We start from the raw sequence: 16882 nt of genomic DNA, 5'->3' as shown, positions 1-16882 counted from the left end.
GATCGATGAAGGCCGCCCTGTCCGTGCTCGCCGTCGCCGTCGCGGTGGCCGGGTGCGGCAGTTCCGCGGCGACGGACGCCGCGCAGACCGTCGACCCGAACGCGACGTTGCGCTATGCCACCACCTACGGTGCGTCGTCGTTCGACCCGCACAAGACGAGGATCACCAGCGACTCGATCATGCTCAACCTGGTTTACGACCGGTTGGTGCACCGTGATCGGGACGCGAATGCGATTCCCGGGCTGGCCGAATCGTGGGAGTTCGCCGACGACGGGTCCACCCTGACGCTGCGCCTGCGGCAGGACGTGACGTTCTCCGACGGCACCCCGTTCGACGCCTCCGCGGTGGTGGCCAACCTCGAACGGGCGATGCAGCCCGACTCGATCACCGCCGCCATGCTCGCCGGCGTCGCCGCCGTCGAGGCCCCCGACCCGCAGACCGTGGTCCTGCGACTCGACGGCCCGGGCGGGCAACTCGTGCTCACCCTCTCCGATCTGCCCGGAATGATGGTCAACCCCAACGCGTTCGGCACCCCCGACAAGGACGCCGCCCTGGTGCTGACCCCCGCCGGCACCGGACGCTACACCGTCGCGCACGCACAGCCCGGTGCGCAGTACGAGTTCGTCGCCCGGGACGGCTACTGGGATCCGGAGGCGGTGCAGGCCCGCGCCTTCGAGTGGATCGTGATGACCGATCCGCAGACCCGGGTGAGCGCGGTGGCCTCCGGTCAGCTCGACGCCGCGATCGCCACCCCGCTGTCCGTCGACCCGGCCGAACAACAGGGCCTCGAGTCGCACGTGCAGACCACCCTCAACAACTACGTGCTCAACCTCAACCGGACCCGCAGCGAGTTCGGGAACCTCGAAGTGCGGCAGGCACTCGCCCACGCCGTCGACCGGGAGGCCGTCGTCGAGACCGCACTCGAAGGACACGGCGAGGCCGCCAGCCAGAACTTCCCCTCCGGGTACTTCGCGCACAACGCCGCCCTCGACGGCCAGTACGCGTTCGACCCCGAACGCGCGAAGGCCCTGCTCGCACAGGCCGGTGTGCCGAACGGATTCTCGTTCGTCGCCGGCGCGTCGAACCTGCCGGAGAACCAGCTCATCGCGCAGATCATGCAGGAACAGCTGGCGCGGGTGGGGATCACGATGGAGATCCGGTCGATGACGCCGACCGACCTCAATCCCGCATTCAACCGCGGCGAGCTCGACGCCATCCTCACCACCCTGACCGGTCGCGCCGAACCGTCGCTGCTGCTGACCTCGTACTACGGGCAGGACTCGCCGCAGAACCCGTCGCACGACGATATCCCCGGCTTCCGGGCGGCGATGGATGCAGCCAACCGGGCCACCGATCCCGGCGAACGTGCCGCCCTGCTCGGGGAGGTGAACGCGGTGGTGATGGATCACGCCGCGATGTTGCCCGTCGCGTTCGCCGACCTGGGTGCGATCACCTCCGGCACCGTCGTCGGCTACGAGCCGAGCCGGGTGCTCGACGAGTGGCGCGGCGTCGGGGTGGCCGCGCCGTAACACCCGTCTTCCTCCCACCCCGCGTCCCGTCTCCATCCCACGCCGAGAATCGGAGAACATCATGGCCCGTCGTACGAGACTCGCCCTGGGCGCCGCGCTGGCCGTCGCGCTCCTCGCCGGGTGCGGGTCCGCCGGCACCGCGACGTCGGACGCCGTCGACCCCCAGGCGACGCTGCGGTACGCCACCACCTACGGGGCGTCGTCCTTCGATCCGCACAAGACCCGGGTCGCGCAGGACAACATCATGCTGACCCAGGTGTACGACCGGCTGGTGCACCGCGACCGGGACGCGAACCCGATTCCGGGACTGGCCGAGTCGTGGGAGTTCTCCGACGACGGCCGCACCCTCACCTTCCACCTGCGGGAGGGACTGCAGTTCCAGGACGGCACCCCCCTGGACGCACAGGCGGTCAAGGCCAACCTCGAACGCGCCCAGGAGCCGGACTCGATCACCACGACGATGCTCGCTCCGGTCGAGGCGATCGAGACCCCCGACCCCACCACGGTGGTGCTGCGGTTGAACGGACCCGGCACACAACTCGTCCTGACCCTGTCCGATCTGCCCGGAATGATGTTCAGCCCGAATGCGTTCGGCACGCCGGAGAAGGACGCCGCCCTGGTGCTGCGACCCGTCGGCGCGGGCCGGTACATCGTCGCCGACGCCCAGCCCGGCGCATCGTACGACTTCGTGGCCTGGGACGGCTACTGGGATCCGGAGTCGGTGACCGCCGGACGCTTCGAGTGGGAGGTCGTCGCCGACCCACAGACCCGCATCAACGCGATGGCGTCGGGCGAACTCGACATCGCGATGGCCACGCCGCTCTCGATCGACCCCGCCGCCGCACAGGGCCTGGACTCGCAGGTGCAGACCAGCCTGAACCACTACGTCCTGCACTTCAACCGCACCCGAAGCGAATTCGGCAATGTCGACGTGCGCCGGGCGCTGAGCACCGCGATCGACCGGCAGGCTCTTGTCGACTCCGCCCTCGAAGGTCACGGCGAGGCGGCCAGCCAGAACTTCCCGCAGGGCTACTTCGCCTACAACCCGGAACTGGCCGACCGCTACGCCTACGAGGAGCGGGCCGCCCGCGAGACGCTCGCGGCCGCCGGCCTGCCCGACGGGCTCACGTTCACCGCCGGGGTGATGAACCTGCCCGAGAACGAGCGGATCGCGCAGATCGTCCAGCAGCAGCTCGACGCGATCGGGGTCACCATGCAGATCCGCCTGCTCAGCCCGGCCGAGATGTCACCGGTCTTCAACCGGGGGGAGCTCGACGCCGTGCTCACCACCTTCTCCGGACGCGCCGATCCGTCGCTGCTGCTGGCCACCTACTTCGCCCCGGATTCGCCGCAGAACCCGTCGCACGACGTCACTCCCGGCTTCGCGGAGGCCCTGGCCGCCGCGAACGCCGAACCGGACCAGCAGACCCGGGGACGGCTCATCGGCGACGTCTCCGCCACGGTCGTGGACCAGGCACTGATGATCCCCCTGGCCTTCGCCGACCTCGGCGCCACCCTCACCGACCGGGTCGTCGGATACCAGCCGTACCGCGCATTGGACGAATGGGGAGGGATCGGCCTCACGGCCGCCGAATGACCGCTGCGGCAGCGCCCCGAGCGACACCTCGAGAGATGTAAAGGACCGGCAGGATGCTTCGATTGATCGGCCAACGGCTGCTCGCGGTGCTACCGCTGCTGCTGATCGCCACCGCCATCACGTTCGGCCTGATATTCCTGATCCCGGGCGATCCCGCCCATCGGATCGCCGGGGAGAGCGCGACACCGCAGCAGATCGAGGCGGTGCGCGTGGATCTCGGCCTCGACCAGCCCGTCGTCGTGCAGTATCTCGACTTCCTCGGCGGTCTGGCGCGAGGTGACTTGGGGACGAGCTTCACCTATCAGGCCCCCGTGCTCGAGATGATCGTCGACCGGCTGCCGGTGACCGTGTCGTTGACCCTCGTGTCGGTGCTGGTCGCGCTGGCAGTGGGTATTCCGGCCGGCATCATCGGCGGCAGCCGCCCCGGCAGCTGGCAGGACCGGACCACCAGCCTCGGGTCCACGCTGGGCGTCGCGACACCGAACTTCGTGCTCGGTCTCATCCTGGTGCTGGTGTTCTCCCTGCAGTTGAAGGCACTCCCCGCGACCGGGTACACACCGCTCGCAAAGGGGCTGTGGCCGTGGCTCAGCCACCTGCTGCTCCCAGCGATCGCGCTGGGACTGGCTGCCGCGGCCGAGATCGCCCGCCAGTTGCGCAGTTCCATGATCGACGTGATGCAGCAGGACTACGTCCGCACCGCCACGGCCAAGGGGCTCGGGCGACGTGCCGTCCTGTGGAAGCACGCCCTCAAGAATGCGTTCATCCCCACCGCGACGGTGCTCGGCATGCAGATCGCCTTCCTGCTCGGCGGCACGGCGGTCATCGAGTCGGTGTTCGGGCTCAAGGGACTCGGGGACTTCGCCGTGCAGGCGGTGCTGTCCGGCGACCTGCCTGCCATCCAGGGCGTGGTGATCTTCGGTGTCTTCGCGACGGTCGTGATGAGCCTGCTCGTCGACATCTCGTACGGCTACCTCAATCCCCGGACCAGGAGCGCCGCATGAGCGAAACCATCACGCCGCCGAAGACCGTCGAGGATGCGTCCCCGGTTGTCGTCGAATCCCCGCGCCGCCGGTTCCTGCGCCGGTTCCGTGGCCGCCGCGCAGCCGTCGCGGCGGCAGTGTTCCTGACGCTGATCACGGTGCTGGGTCTCGCCGCGCCGCTGATCGCGCCGCATGATCCGCTGGTGCAGGAACTGACGGCGCGCCGGCTGCCGCCGCTGAGCGAGGGCTATCTGCTCGGCACGGACAACCTCGGCCGGGACACGCTGTCGCGGTTGCTCTACGGCGCGCGGGTCGCCGTCTCGGCCGCGGCGATCTCGGTGTCGGTGGGGCTGGCGTTCGGCGTGATCCCCGCGCTGACGGCGGGGTTTCTCGGCGGCCGCTGGGACGCGCTGCTGTCCCGGATCGCCGACGCCTTCCTCAGCTTCCCGCCGCTGCTGCTGGCGATGGCGATCGTCGGCGTCATGGGGCCGAATCTCACCAACGCGATGATTGCCATCGGAATCGTCTTCGGGCCCAGGTTCTTCCGCGTGGTGCGCGGCGCGGTGATCGCGGTGCGGGAGAACACCTTCGTCGAGGCGTCCCGCAGCATCGGCACCCCGACCGCGTGGATCGTGCGCAAGCACATCCTTCCGCACACCCTGTCCCCGCTGATCGTGCAGGTCAGTCTCGCCTGCGGCTTCGCCATGCTCGCCGAATCCTCGCTGAGTTTCCTCGGCCTCGGGGTCCAGCCGCCCGACCCGAGTTGGGGGCGGATGCTCGCCGAGGGACGCGAGGCCTGGAACTACACCGCCTGGCCCGTCCTGATTCCCGCCGTCGCCATCGTCCTTGCCGTGCTGGCCTGCAACACCCTCGGTGACGGCATCCGCGATTCGGTGGGCCGCGAGAACCGGAGCGAACGATGACCGAACCACTGCTGAGCGTCCACGGCCTCGGCGTCGAGTTCGCCACCGCGTCCGGCTGGACGCCGGTCCTGCAGGACGTGTCCTTCGACGTCGCGGCCGGCGAACTGGTCGGGCTGGTCGGGGAGTCGGGCTCCGGCAAGTCCGTCACGTGTTCCTCGGTGCTGCGGCTGCTGCCGCCCCGGCAGTCCCGAACGGTCGCCGGCAGCATCCGGTTCCAGGGACGGGACCTGCTGACCATGCCTGCTCGCGAACTGGAGTCCGTGCGCGGCAACGACATCGCCATGATCTTTCAGGAGCCGATGACCAGCCTGAACCCGGTGTTCACGGTCGGTGACCAGATCACCGAGGTGGTGCGCCGGCACCGCCGCATGAGCCGGAAGGACGCCACGGCCCGGGCCGTGGAGGTACTCGACCTCGTCGAAATCCCGAATGCCGCACGCCGGGTCCGGCAGTATCCGCACGAGTTCTCCGGGGGCATGCGGCAGCGGGTGATGATCGCGATGGCCCTGGCGTGCGAGCCGAAACTGCTCGTCGCCGACGAACCCACCACCGCGCTCGACGTCACCATCCAGGCACAGGTGCTCGATCTGATCCGCGAGATGGCCGGACGATTCGGCATGGGGGTGCTGTTCGTGACCCACGACCTCGGCGTGGTCGCCGACCTGTGCACGGAGGTGGTGGTGATGTATGCGGGACAGGTGATCGAACGGGCCCGCACCGAGGCGCTCTACGCGGCGCCCCGGCATCCGTACACCGAGGGCCTGCTGCGATCGGTGCCCGACATCGGCGGCCGGACGGACCTGCACACCATCCCCGGCTCACCACCGCCGCCCGGCTCGATCCCCGTCGGCTGCCGGTTCGCACCGCGCTGCGCGCACCGGGCCGACGAGTGCGCCGTCGACGTGCCGCTGCGGCCGGTCGGCGACGACCGCGTATCGCGCTGCGCGCGGGTGACCGATCTGATCCTGGAGGGAACCTCATGACTGTGGACGTCGTCGAATCGGCCGCGAGCGCACCGCTGCTCAGCGTGCGGGGCCTGCGGGTCGAGTTCCCCGTCCGGGGCCGGATGTCGCGTAAGAAGCGGACGATCCGCGCGGTGGACGGGGTCGGCTTCGACATCCGGCCCGGCGAGACCTTCGCCCTGGTCGGGGAATCCGGATCCGGAAAATCCACCACCGCCCGCGGCATCCTGCGGCTGGTCGACGTCGCCGCCGGCTCGGTGGTCCTCGACGGCGTCGACCTCACCACGCTGAACCGGTCGGAACTGCGGGATGCGCGGCGCAGCATGCAGATGGTGTTCCAGGACCCGTACTCCTCGCTGGATCCGTCGCGCACGGTCGGGGACGCCATCGCCGAACCGCTCGAGGTGCACACCGACCTGGACGCCGAGGCTCGGCGTCGGAAGGTGCGCCGCCTGCTCGAACAGGTGGGGTTGCGGCCTGAGCACGCCGAGCGCTACCCCTACGAGTTCTCCGGCGGCCAGCGTCAGCGCATCGCCATCGCCCGGGCCATCGCGGTGGAGCCGAGGCTGGTGATCGCCGACGAGGCGGTGAGTGCCCTCGACGTGTCCACCCAAAACCAGGTCATCGCGCTGCTCGAGGAGTTGTCCGCCGAGCTGGGCATCGCATATCTGTTCATCGCCCACGACCTGGCCGTGGTCCGGCACATCGCCCACACCACGGCGGTGATGTACCTGGGCCGGATCGTGGAGTGGGGGCCGTCGGAACGGCTGTTCACCGAGCCCGCGCATCCGTACACGCAGGCGCTGCTGTCCGCGGTGCCCGTCCCGGACCCCGTGCGGCAACGCACCCGCGTACGGATCCGGCTCGACGGCGAGCTGCCCGACCCGGCGAATCCCCCGGCCGGATGTGCGTTCAGCTCCCGCTGCCCGCAGGTGATGCCGGTGTGCCGGGAACGCCGACCGGAGACCACCGAGGTGCCCGACGGCGGGCAGGTGGCCTGCCACCTCGCGTGACGCGTTCGCCGGTGCGACGATCACGCGGCCGGCGAACCCCGGAACTCTCTTCCTCCACCTCGATCCAGCCGGTTCAGTGGAACGTGCCGACGTGCTCTGCCTGGTGCAGCGCCCAGGCGGCGTTGACCAGTCCGATGTGGCTGAACGCCTGGGGGAAATTGCCCAGCTGTTCCCCGGTGGCGGAGTCGATCTCCTCGGCGAGCAATCCCACGTCGTTGACGTAGCCCACCGCGCGTTCGAAGACCTCGGCACCTTCGTCGGTGCGACCGGCCAGGGCGAGGGCCTGGGCGAGCCAGAAGGTGCACAGCAGGAAGGTCCCCTCCTGGCCCTCGAGGCCGTCCACCCCCGCCGCGGTGTGGTAGCGGTGAACCAGGCCGCGGGCGTCGGTGAGCCGCTCGCGGACGGCATCGATCGTGGACAGCACCCGCGGGTCGTCCGGGGGAAGGAAACCCACGATCGGCAGCAGCAAGGCGGTGGCGTCGAGGTTCGATGCGCCGAAGGACTGCGTGAACGAACCGAGGGCCTCGTTCCACCCCTGCGTGAGCACCGCATCTCGGATCTCCTGGGCAGCGGCCGTCCATGCCTCGACATGGCCGTCGGCGTGGAGCCAGTCGGCCAGGGCGACAGCACGGTCGAGGGCCACCCAGCACATGACCTTGGAGTGCACGAAGTGCCGCGGCTCGCCGCGGACCTCCCAGATGCCGTTGTCGGGTTGGCGCCAGCGTGCCGCGGCGGCGTCGGCGAGGCCCACCAGGAAGTTTCGAGTCGGACTGTCGAGCGAGCCGACCTGGTCACGGAGCTGGGCGGCGGCGTCGAGCAATTCGCCGTAGGTGTCGAGCTGGGGCTGGGTCCAGGCACCGTTCCCCACCCGGACGGGCTTGCTGCCACGCCAGCCGGAGAGGTGCGGAAGGGTCCGCTCCGACAGGTCGTGCTCCCCGCCGATGCCGAACATGATCTGGAGGGGGCGGTTGGTGTAGGAGCAGGCAGCGGCAGTGGCCATGAAATCGAAGAACTCGTGTGCCTCGTCCGGACAGGCAGCGACCCACAACGCCTGCATGGTCATGCTGGCGTCGCGCACCCAGGAGTAGCGATAGTCCCAGTTGCGCGCACCGCCGACCTGCTCGGGAAGCGAGGTGGTGACTGCCGCCACGATCGCGCCGGTGGGCTGGTAGCTCAAGGCCTGCAGCACCCGTCCCGAGTGGTGGACCAGGTCGCGCGCGCGGCCCTGGTAGGCCTGGTGCTGCGCCGACCAGTCCTGCCAGCCGGTCGTCGTGTCGTCGACCGCTGCCCTGACGGCGGCTCCGGGACGCACCGGCGGGACGGGTGCGCCGAGTGCCGCGTGCTGCAGCGCGAAGTACGCGCTCTCCCCGGCGTGCAGGTCGAACTGGGCCCGGGCTGCGCCGCCGCCGACCTCGAGGGGCACCGTGCTCGACAGGGTCAACCGGCTCGCCCCACCGGCGGCCGTGATCCCGCCGTCGACGGCGGTCAGTACCGGCGCGACGAGACCGTACTCCGGACGAGGCCGGAACAGCAGCTCCGCGCTGACGCTGCCGCGGGTGCAGCTGACGGTCCGGGCCAGCATGTGCGGCGCATGCTCCCCCAGGCGATGGGGGTCCTGCGCATCCCCGAGGATCAGGGCATCGCGCAGCTCGAGGGTCCCCCCGCCGGTGTGGAAGAGCGTGCGAAGAACCATGCTGCCCTCGACGTACTCGCGCCGAACCCGGAATTCGCCGGCCGGCCGGATCGACCAGTGCCCGGCGTTGTCGTCGAGGATCGCGGCGAAGATCGAGGGGCTGTCGAAGCGGGGCATACACAGCCAGTCGATCGAACCGTCGGACGACACCAGTGCGGCCGAGTGCCGATCCGAGAGCAGTGCGTAGTCGCCGATGGGCAGCGAACTCATGCCGGTGCCGGCCCGGTCGTCGCCGTCGGTGCGTCGCGGGTCTCCCGGTCGGCGGGGTCATCGGCTGCGAGGGCGGTGTCCACCACGATCTCCGAGTGCAGGGTCCGGTGCACCGGACAGCGGTCGGCGATGTCGAGCAGGCGCTGCCGCTGTTGCTCGTCGAGAACACCGGCGAGGTGGATCACGCGTTCGATCTTGTCGAGCCGCCCGGTCCGGGTCTCGCAGTCCTCGCAGTCCGCGGCGTGGATCCGGCTGTGACGCAGGGAAACCGTCACGTTCTCCAGGGGCCATTGCTTGCGATCGGCGTACATGCGCAGCGTCATCGACGTGCAGGCGCCGAGGGAGGCGAGCAGCAGGTCGTACGGCGAAGGCCCGGTGTCGTCGCCCACCGGTGGGGGCTCATCGGCGGTGATCAGGTGCCGGCCGAGGGTGATGCGCTGCCCGAACCGGGTGGCTCCGTTCCCGGTGACCTCGACGACGCCTTCGGCCGAGGCCGGCGCGGTGGGCGCCTGCGCCGCAGTGTTCTCGTCGAGGTACCTGCTCGCCCATGTCGCCAGCAGCGAGGCGGCGAACCGGGCGTCGGACTGCCGGGTGAGCAGGTGGTCGGCGCCGTCGAGGGAGAGGAAGGACTTGGGGTGGCGGGCGGCCGCGAAGATCTGTCGGGCGTTGTCGATGCCGACCGTGTCGTCGGTGGGGGAGTGCATCACCAGCAGTGCGGTACCGGGCCGGTGGATCCGCTCGGTCCCGGCCGGGGCACCGATCGTGATCACGGCTCGCGTCTCGGGCACGTGCTCGCTCGCCGCGAGGACGGCCGTGCCGCCGCGGGAGTGGCCGATCAGGATGCTGGGAGCGGCATGGTGGGTGCGCAGGAAATCCGCCGCACGCACGAGGTCGGCGACATCGGGACCGGAGGTGGTGCCGGCACAGTCCCCGCCGGACCCACCGCGACCGGCGAAGCCGAAGCGCAGGACGGCGATGTCGTGCTCGGTGAGGACCTCCGAGATCCGCGCCGCCGGTACGTCCTCGCTGGAGGGGAAGCAGTGCGCGAACAGTGCGAACGCGCGCGGCGTGCCCTCCGGCAGGTCCAGCCGGCCCGCCAGTTCCGTAGCGCCGGAGCCGGCGAAGTGGAGTCTCTCGCTGTGCATGCTGCCGCTCCCTTTCACCCTCTCGCCCGAGGCTATCTCGTCCTCGGGAAACCCGGTGAGAACCGCGGAAGATCCGCACCCGCAGGGGTGATCACGGCGTCTCGCCCGGTGCGCCGGACCGCGGATCAGTACAGCGGGCCGCCGCCGAACGCGGCCCGATGCGAATCCGGTTGATTGCCTTCGACGTCGACGACCCCGTAGTCGAGGGCGGTCTCGGCGGTGATCAGGGTGCGCCCGCTGCGCTCGTTCACCTTCGGATCGTTCGCCAGCGCGACGATCACGCGGCCGACGAACTCCGGGGTCTCGGCGTTGGCGAGGGAGAAGCCCTCGAAGTTGTCGATGCCGCGGGCGAGCATCGCCTCGTTCTTCACCAGTCCCGGCCACAGCGACAGGGCGGTGACGCCGGTGCCGGCGAGATCGACGGCCATGTCGGCGGCCATCTTGTCGATGCCGGCCTTCGAGATGCCGTACAGCACCGAGTGCAGGTAGCCGCGGGTGCCGAACGACGAGATGTTGACGATCATCCCGCTGCCGCGCGGCACCATCAGCTGCGCGGCGTCGACGGAGGCCACGTAGTGGGCGCGCAGTCCGACGCCGACGAGACTGTCCCAATCGCTGATCGGGCGTTTCCAGAACGGCTCGGAGAAGCCCGCGAACCCGGGCGGGCTCGCCCACACGTTGTTCACCAGCAGGTCCAGCCGGCCGCCCTGCTCGTCGGCGATGCGCCGGAACAGTGCCCGGATCTGCTCGTCGGCGGTGTGGTCGCACTGCACCGCGATGCCGAGCCCGCCGCGTTCGGTGACAGTCGCGGCGGTCCGGTCCAGGGGGCTGGCGGTGCCGACCGGGCCCCGCGCGGTGACGTAGACGGTCCAGCCGTCGGAGCCGAGGGCGCATGCGATGCCCTTGCCGACGCTGCGGCTCGCGCCGGTGACGAGGGCGACCCTGCGTTCGGTCATGTCAGAACACCACTTTCACGTCGTCGGTCAGTGCCCGTTCGATGGACCAGTGGACGCGCACGTGGCACCGGGCGATCTTCCACCTGCCGTCTTCGATCGCATAGTCGTCGTCGTAGTCGAGTGCGCTCACCCGCTCCGTGCGGGCACGCAGGTCGACCTGCCGGAACCGCAGCGTCCAGGCGCCGGTGGCGGTGCCGTCGCCGGTGAGTTCGATGCTGGGGTGCATGCCGTGGTGCATGTCGAGCACGATGTACCGGTCGTCGACGCGTTCGAGGGCGATGCGGGCGTAGACGTCAACGAGAGCGTCGGCGTCGTCGAAGCTGCCGAGGGCGGGGCCGTAATAGATGTCGGCGCCCGTCGCGACGAAACAGTCGCGCATGGCCTTCGGGTCCTTGGCGTCGCACGCGCGGAAATACCGGTGCTTGAGCATCCGGATCTCCTCGAGCGCTTCGAGGCGGGCCAGTCGCTCTTCGACGGTCATGGCGTCGTCCTTCCGTCCTGCGGATACAGCGGCGAGCGGACCGTAGCGCCGGGGGGCTCCTCTCGGCATCGGTCGTCCCGGTGATCGGACCGTGGCGCCATCCTGTCATAGAACTTGTTGCAGAAATATCGACGCAACACCTTCCGTGGCGGTACACACGTGTGCAGAATGCTCGGCATGCCGATGCGCACCGCCCGACTGCTCACCGCGGCCCTGACGATGCTGCTCATGGCCCTCGTCGCAGGTCCCGTCGCGGCCGCCGCTCCGACGGGGTCCGCGTCAGGCACGGGCGACGCCGGGTTCTACCTCCCGCCCGATCCGCTGCCCGACGGTGCGGCCGGCGACCTCCTGCGTGCCGAACCGGCCGTCGCGCCGGCGCTCGACGCCACCGCCACCCGCGTGATGTACCGCAGCGAGAACGCCACGGGCAGCCCGACCGCCGTCACCGGCACGGTGTTCGTGCCGTCGCAACCCTGGGCCGGTGACGGCCCGCGCCCGACGATCGTCCTCGGCCCGGGCACGCAGGGCATGGGCGATCAGTGCGCGCCGTCGAAGTTGACCCATCACGCCCAGGAGTACGAATACCTGCACATCGTGCCGCTGCTCGCGCGGGGCTACGCCGTCGCGATGACCGACTACGAGGGCCTCGGCACGCCCGGTGTGCATCCTTACCTGAACCGCGTCTCGCAGGGGCACGCCATGCTCGACATGGCCCGTGCTGCCCTGCGGCTGACCGACCGCGGCATCGACGAGGGCACCCGCATCGGCTTCTGGGGCTACTCACAGGGCGGCATGTCGTCGGCGGCGGCCGCGGAGCTGGCGGACACCTACGCTCCCGAGCTGCCCGTCGTCGCCGCGGTCGCGGGTTCACCGCCGGCGTCGCTCGCCGATCTCGCCGTCGCCGGCGACGGCTCGCTGCTCTCCGGCGGAATCGGCTGGGTGGTCAACGGATTCGGCGCCGCCTATCCGCAGTTGCGGGAGGAACTGCTGAGTGTGTTCAATCCCGCCGGACGCGACATCCTCGCGCGCGCCGAGACGTACTGCATCTACGACGCGCCGCGCATGAATCCGTTCTTCCCGACGACCTGGTACACGGTCGACGGCCGGCCCATCGCCGACCACCTGGCCGCCGAACCGTGGGCGTCGCTGGTGCACGAGCAGCAGCTCGGCAACATCGCCCCCGCCATCCCGACGTTCGTCGCGCAGAACACGACCGACGACTTCGTCCAGGTGAGCGGCGTCGACACCATGGTCGGGAAGTGGTGCGCGGGAGGCACATCCGTCACCTATCGCCGCTACGGCATCCCGCCGGTGCTCACCGGGACGGGTGCGGGTCACGGGATCGGCCTGATCCCGGCCGCCGTGGAAGGCATGGACTGGATGGACCGGCGGTTCGCGGGCGCGCCCGACGAGAACACCTGCGCCGGCTGACGGCCGCCGGCCGACCGCGGTGACATGATGCGGTCGACGACCGCGGTGACATGATGCGGTCGACGACCGCGGTGGCATGATGCGGTCGACGACCGCAGCACCGGGAGGACCTCGTGATCGACGAATCGGAGATGACGCACCTGCGGCGGTGTGTGGAACTGGCGCGGGAGGCGCTGGACGCCGGCGACGAGCCGTTCGGCTCGGTGCTGGTGTCGGCCGACGGCACGAGCCTCGCCGAGGACCGCAACCGCGTCGCGGGCGGGGACCGGACCCGGCACCCCGAGTTCGAACTGGCCCGCTGGGCCGCCGCGCACATGGGCGAAGCCGAGCGCGCCGGCGCGACGGTGTACACGTCCGGCGAGCACTGCCCGATGTGCGCGGCCGCGCACGGTTGGGTGGGGCTGGGCCGCGTCGTGTACGTGGCGTCCTCGGCGCAACTGGTCGGCTGGCTGGAAGAGCTGGGCGTGCCGCCGGCGCCCGTCCGGGCCCTGCCGATCCAGGAGGTTGCGCACGGGGTGACCGTCGAGGGGCCGGTACCGGAACTCCTCGACGAGGTGCGTGCCCTGCATCGTCGGTGTCACGGACACGCGGTGTGACTGTTCCGTGACACGCTGGGTCACGGCCGGGTGACAGCCAATCGATGTTGATCACGGGTTGTGTTCGACTGCGGCGCTTTGCAGTTCCTGTACCCGTACCTGGGTCGACCATTGAACCGGTCGGGCTGGTCAACGGTCGAAAGGAACGCCCATGAAGGGCTCGAAGCTCGGACGCGCAGCGGTCGCCCTCGCGGCGCCGCTCGCATTGATGACGGGCCTCGCGCCCACGGCATCGGCAGTGGACCCCTACCCGTACGGCAGCTGGAGCGTGAGCGTGCGGGAGCACACGGTCACGGTCAAGTTCATCTACTACCGCGCCCCCGAGGCGGACTACCCGCACTACTGCAACGCGGTGATCAACGGAATCCCCGACGTGCGAGTGGCCGAGATCTACTACGCCGACTACGAAACCGTGAAGTTCGACAACGTGCCCGACGGCGACTACACGGTCGACGCGGACTGCCAGGACGACGACCACGTGTACCGGAGCGTCGGTTCGATCGACGTCTCGATCCCCGGCCCGGCGCAGACACGGTTCGTCGGCAGCCACCACTTCTCCTTCGGCTGAGCGAACCGGCACCGGGGAAGGACTTGCTCGCATCTTCGGGATTCGCACAGGCCACGGCGTGGGCAGATTCCGAAGATGCGAGCAAGTCCATGTGCCCTCGACACCCTCCGGGCCGCCGCGTGATGGTGGACACGGTACGAGCGACGTCCCTACCATGCCGTTATGGCGGGGGAAGGGCCGCTCATCGGACGCGCAGGGGACTTGCGTCTACTCGAGGCGGCGCTCGACGGCACCGACGGTTACCGCGGATGTGTGATCGCGGGCCAGGCCGGGGTGGGCAAGAGCCGACTGGCGCACGAGTTGGTGCTCCGCTCATCGTCGGCCGGCATCTCCGTGCGGTCGGCGGTGGGGACGGCATCGGCGCGAACGGTGCCGCTGGGGGCATTGGTCGGATGGTGTGACCACCCGACCTCCAACCCCCTTCAGCTGATCGACCAGCTCGTACAGTCGTCCACTTCCGAAAGCCCCGACGAGGTGTTGTCGATCGACGATGCGCATCTGCTCGACGAACTGTCGGCATTCGTGATCCACCATGTGGCGTTGCGAGGGACTGCCCGGCTGATCGTCACGGTACGGTCCGGGGAGCCGGCACCTGATGCCGTCACCGCCCTGTGGAAGGACGGCATGCTGCTGCGGCTCGATCTTCAGCCCTTGTCGCGATCCGAGTCCGACGCACTGCTCGCCAGTGTGCTCGGCAGTCCTGTAGACGAGAAGTCGGCGTCGAAGATATGGGATCTGACGCGCGGCAATGCCTTGTACCTGCGGCATCTCGTCTCACAGGAGGTAACCAGCGGCCGACTTCGAGAATGTCACGGATTGTGGTTCTGGCAGGAGGAATTCACCGTTTCCGACAGTGTTGCGGACCTGCTCGGCGAACAGATCCGCCGCCTCCCGGAGGCGGTGCGCACGGTTCTGGACTTGGTTGCGGTGGCGGAACCGTTGCCCGTCGCGGTGCTGTCGGAGCTGTCCGACCTCGATGCGGTGGAAGAGGCGGAGAACCGCGGGCTGATCCGAATAGACGCAGCAAGTCGGCCGAGAGCTGCGCGAATGGCTCATCCGCTGTACGGAGAGGTGCGTCGAGCACGTGCCGGGGACACGCGACTGCGGCGCCTGCGAGGGCGTGTCGTGTCGGCGCTCGCGGCTCTCCCCCCGTCCGGACCCGAGGACGTCGTACGGCGGGCGGTCCTGCACGCTGACTCGGACCTGCCGATCGACCCGGACCTGTTCCTGCGCGCCGCTCGGGGCGCGATGGCGCTGCTGGATCTGTCCCTCTGCGAGAGGCTGGCACATGCGAGTTCCCTCGCCGGAGGCGGGGCCGAAGCCGACCTCTGTCGTGCTCACGCCCTCCTGCTGCTGAACCGGGGAACCGAGGCCGAGGATGTGCTCGCCGCCATGCCGCCCGAAAGCCTGACGGACGATCGGTTCGCGCGTCTGCTGACGCTCCGGGCTACGAACATGCTGTGGATCCTGGCGCGGCCGGAGGAGTCGAAACGGATCGTCGACAACGCGCTCGGCGACGCCCCGCCGACCGTGGCGGAGTCGTTGCGCGCCGTTCGCGCCGTACAGAGAGCTGTCGCGGGTGATCCCCTGGCCGCACTCGAACTCGGCCGGGATATCGACACGACACGGGTGCCCGCGTCGGCGGCGATGTGCGCGATCTGGGGAACTGTCATCGCGGCAGGGGATGTGGGCGAGTGGAACCTGGCCTCGGAGACCGCATCGAAGGGCTACAGACTGGCGGAATCCTGGCAGGAAGCCTCGTACCAGCGCGTAGGCCTCGTCGAGTTCCACGTCGACGCGATGCTCCTCGCCGGCGAGGTGGCCGAAGCCGAAGTCGTTGCCGCTCGAACCTACCGCGAGTGCATTCGGCTCCCCGGTGTGACGAGCGCGGTGGGAACCGCGATCGCGGGCATGGCCGCCCTCGGGGGCGGGCGGCTGGCACTCGCCCTCGAACGCCTCGATCGGGCCTTTGCCGAGTTCACGTCGCTCGACTACCCGGTCCTGATGTATCGGTACGGCATACTTCTCGCTCAGGCACTGGCGATGGCAGGTCGCGGTACTGCGGCGACGGCGCTGCTGTCCAGCGTCGACCAGAACCGGCACCCGGCCTTCGACTTCGTCGACTCGGAGCGGTTGCTCGCCCACGCCTGGGGCCATGCGGCGCTGGGGGCGGTCAGCACAGCGGCGGCGGTCGCGCTCCGGGCCGCGGAGTTCGCCGCCGAGCATCGGCAACATGCCCGGGAAGTGATGTGCCTACAGGTCGCAGTTCACCTGGGGGACGTGACGGGAAGAAGGCGGCTGGCGCATCTTGCGGAGAGCACGAGAAGTCGTCGCGCGTGCATCGCGGCCGCATTCGCCTCCGCTGCGTCCGACCACGACGGACAGGCGTTATCCGAGGTTGCAACGCAATTCGAGGAAATGGGGGATACGGCTGCAGCGGCTGATGCCGCTGCGCGCGCCGCTCTCGCGTTCGCTCGCGCGAATCTGCGCGGGTCGTCGTTGACACTGGGCGCCCGCGCGCAACGCCTTGCCCGGGAATGCGGAGGGCTGACCACCCCCGCCCTCCGCGAGACGGCGGACCGCGACCTTCCCCTGACGCCCCGTGAGCGCGAGATCATTTCGATGGTGATGCGGGGACTGACGAACCGTCAGATTGCCGAAGCGCTGACGATGTCGGTACGAACGGTTGAAGGCCATCTGTATAGGGCACAGAAGAAGACCGGAACCCGCAACCGGCACGAGCTCGCGGCTCTGCTGCGCGAGCAATGCCGTTGACGCACAACCGAAACGGGAGACCG

Annotated in this window: 14 protein-coding genes; 10 read left to right on the top strand and 4 right to left on the bottom strand. The window is 69.7% G+C overall.

Annotated elements, in window-relative coordinates:
• Nucleotides 1-5 precede the first annotated feature (5 nt).
• The 6 genes from ISO16_RS11530 (at nt 6) to ISO16_RS11505 (ending at nt 7004) form a co-directional block, all read left to right on the top strand.
• Nucleotides 6-1529: an ABC transporter substrate-binding protein gene (locus ISO16_RS11530; RefSeq protein ID WP_072636070.1), complete on the top strand. Its 1524-nt coding sequence runs from the start codon at nt 6-8 to the stop codon at nt 1527-1529.
• A gap of 61 nt (nt 1530-1590) precedes the next feature.
• Nucleotides 1591-3126, top strand: coding sequence for an ABC transporter substrate-binding protein (locus tag ISO16_RS11525; protein ID WP_072636069.1), 1536 nt, complete (start codon nt 1591-1593; stop codon nt 3124-3126).
• 53 nt (nt 3127-3179) lie between these two features.
• Nucleotides 3180-4127, top strand: a complete 948-nt coding sequence (locus ISO16_RS11520; RefSeq protein WP_006945898.1) for an ABC transporter permease — start codon at nt 3180-3182, stop codon at nt 4125-4127.
• Nucleotides 4124-5029, top strand: coding sequence for an ABC transporter permease (locus ISO16_RS11515; protein ID WP_006945896.1), 906 nt, complete (start codon nt 4124-4126; stop codon nt 5027-5029). Before ISO16_RS11520 ends, ISO16_RS11515 begins: the two co-directional genes overlap by 4 nt.
• Nucleotides 5026-6012 (top strand): ABC transporter ATP-binding protein, encoded by a 987-nt coding sequence (locus ISO16_RS11510; protein ID WP_072636068.1) that lies wholly within the window; start codon nt 5026-5028, stop codon nt 6010-6012. Before ISO16_RS11515 ends, ISO16_RS11510 begins: the two co-directional genes overlap by 4 nt.
• Before the next feature lie 2 nt (nt 6013-6014).
• On the top strand, nt 6015-7004 hold the full coding sequence (locus tag ISO16_RS11505) for an ABC transporter ATP-binding protein (protein WP_072636067.1): 990 nt from the start codon (nt 6015-6017) through the stop codon (nt 7002-7004).
• A gap of 73 nt (nt 7005-7077) precedes the next feature.
• On the opposite strand, the gene ISO16_RS11500 is transcribed toward ISO16_RS11505, so the two are convergent.
• The 4 genes from ISO16_RS11500 to ISO16_RS11485 all read right to left on the bottom strand — a co-directional run bounded on the left by ISO16_RS11500 (nt 7078) and on the right by ISO16_RS11485 (nt 11489).
• Complete coding sequence (locus ISO16_RS11500) at nt 7078-8907, bottom strand: glycoside hydrolase family 15 protein (RefSeq protein ID WP_050035820.1); 1830 nt, start codon at nt 8905-8907, stop codon at nt 7078-7080.
• The gene (locus ISO16_RS11495; RefSeq protein ID WP_072636066.1) at nt 8904-10052 is read right to left on the bottom strand and encodes a bifunctional alpha/beta hydrolase/OsmC family protein; all 1149 of its coding nucleotides are present in this window, start codon (nt 10050-10052) and stop codon (nt 8904-8906) included. Before ISO16_RS11495 ends, ISO16_RS11500 begins: the two co-directional genes overlap by 4 nt.
• Nucleotides 10053-10177: 125 nt before the next feature.
• Complete coding sequence (locus tag ISO16_RS11490; protein WP_072636065.1) at nt 10178-11008, bottom strand: SDR family NAD(P)-dependent oxidoreductase; 831 nt, start codon at nt 11006-11008, stop codon at nt 10178-10180.
• A 1-nt stretch (nt 11009) separates the two neighbouring features.
• Nucleotides 11010-11489 (bottom strand): nuclear transport factor 2 family protein, encoded by a 480-nt coding sequence (locus tag ISO16_RS11485; RefSeq protein ID WP_043798437.1) that lies wholly within the window; start codon nt 11487-11489, stop codon nt 11010-11012.
• Between the two features lie 168 nt (nt 11490-11657).
• Here ISO16_RS11485 and ISO16_RS11480 point away from each other — a divergent pair, with 168 nt between their 5' ends.
• The 4 genes from ISO16_RS11480 to ISO16_RS28995 all read left to right on the top strand — a co-directional run bounded on the left by ISO16_RS11480 (nt 11658) and on the right by ISO16_RS28995 (nt 16859).
• A complete protein-coding gene (locus ISO16_RS11480) occupies nt 11658-12920 on the top strand; it encodes a lipase family protein (protein WP_072636064.1) in 1263 nt (420 codons plus the stop codon).
• Between the two features lie 113 nt (nt 12921-13033).
• Nucleotides 13034-13516 (top strand): nucleoside deaminase, encoded by a 483-nt coding sequence (locus tag ISO16_RS11475; protein ID WP_072636063.1) that lies wholly within the window; start codon nt 13034-13036, stop codon nt 13514-13516.
• A gap of 151 nt (nt 13517-13667) precedes the next feature.
• Nucleotides 13668-14084, top strand: a complete 417-nt coding sequence (locus ISO16_RS11470) for a hypothetical protein (protein ID WP_072636062.1) — start codon at nt 13668-13670, stop codon at nt 14082-14084.
• Between the two features lie 162 nt (nt 14085-14246).
• A complete protein-coding gene (locus ISO16_RS28995) occupies nt 14247-16859 on the top strand; it encodes a helix-turn-helix transcriptional regulator (RefSeq protein ID WP_072636061.1) in 2613 nt (870 codons plus the stop codon).
• The last annotated feature ends 23 nt before the right edge of the window (nt 16860-16882 follow it).

This window comes from Rhodococcus sp. M8, from assembly GCF_015654185.1.
Lineage (GTDB): Bacteria > Actinomycetota > Actinomycetes > Mycobacteriales > Mycobacteriaceae > Rhodococcus > Rhodococcus aetherivorans.
The sequence above is the reverse complement of the archived record's forward strand: the minus strand, read 5'-3'. Positions and strand labels throughout refer to the sequence as shown.

Bases quoted from the DNA above. Each gene is read 5' to 3' on its own strand.
- ISO16_RS11530 (WP_072636070.1), top strand. From the start codon at position 6: ATGAAGGCCGCCCTGTCCGTGCTCGCCGTCGCCGTCGCGGTGGCCGGG.
- ISO16_RS11525 (WP_072636069.1), top strand. From the start codon at position 1,591: ATGGCCCGTCGTACGAGACTCGCCCTGGGCGCCGCGCTGGCCGTCGCG.
- ISO16_RS11520 (WP_006945898.1), top strand. From the start codon at position 3,180: ATGCTTCGATTGATCGGCCAACGGCTGCTCGCGGTGCTACCGCTGCTG.
- ISO16_RS11515 (WP_006945896.1), top strand. From the start codon at position 4,124: ATGAGCGAAACCATCACGCCGCCGAAGACCGTCGAGGATGCGTCCCCG.
- ISO16_RS11510 (WP_072636068.1), top strand. From the start codon at position 5,026: ATGACCGAACCACTGCTGAGCGTCCACGGCCTCGGCGTCGAGTTCGCC.
- ISO16_RS11500 (WP_050035820.1), bottom strand. From the start codon at position 8,907: ATGAGTTCGCTGCCCATCGGCGACTACGCACTGCTCTCGGATCGGCAC.
- ISO16_RS11495 (WP_072636066.1), bottom strand. From the start codon at position 10,052: ATGCACAGCGAGAGACTCCACTTCGCCGGCTCCGGCGCTACGGAACTG.
- ISO16_RS11490 (WP_072636065.1), bottom strand. From the start codon at position 11,008: ATGACCGAACGCAGGGTCGCCCTCGTCACCGGCGCGAGCCGCAGCGTC.
- ISO16_RS11485 (WP_043798437.1), bottom strand. From the start codon at position 11,489: ATGACCGTCGAAGAGCGACTGGCCCGCCTCGAAGCGCTCGAGGAGATC.
- ISO16_RS11480 (WP_072636064.1), top strand. From the start codon at position 11,658: ATGCTCGGCATGCCGATGCGCACCGCCCGACTGCTCACCGCGGCCCTG.
- ISO16_RS11470 (WP_072636062.1), top strand. From the start codon at position 13,668: ATGAAGGGCTCGAAGCTCGGACGCGCAGCGGTCGCCCTCGCGGCGCCG.
- ISO16_RS28995 (WP_072636061.1), top strand. From the start codon at position 14,247: ATGGCGGGGGAAGGGCCGCTCATCGGACGCGCAGGGGACTTGCGTCTA.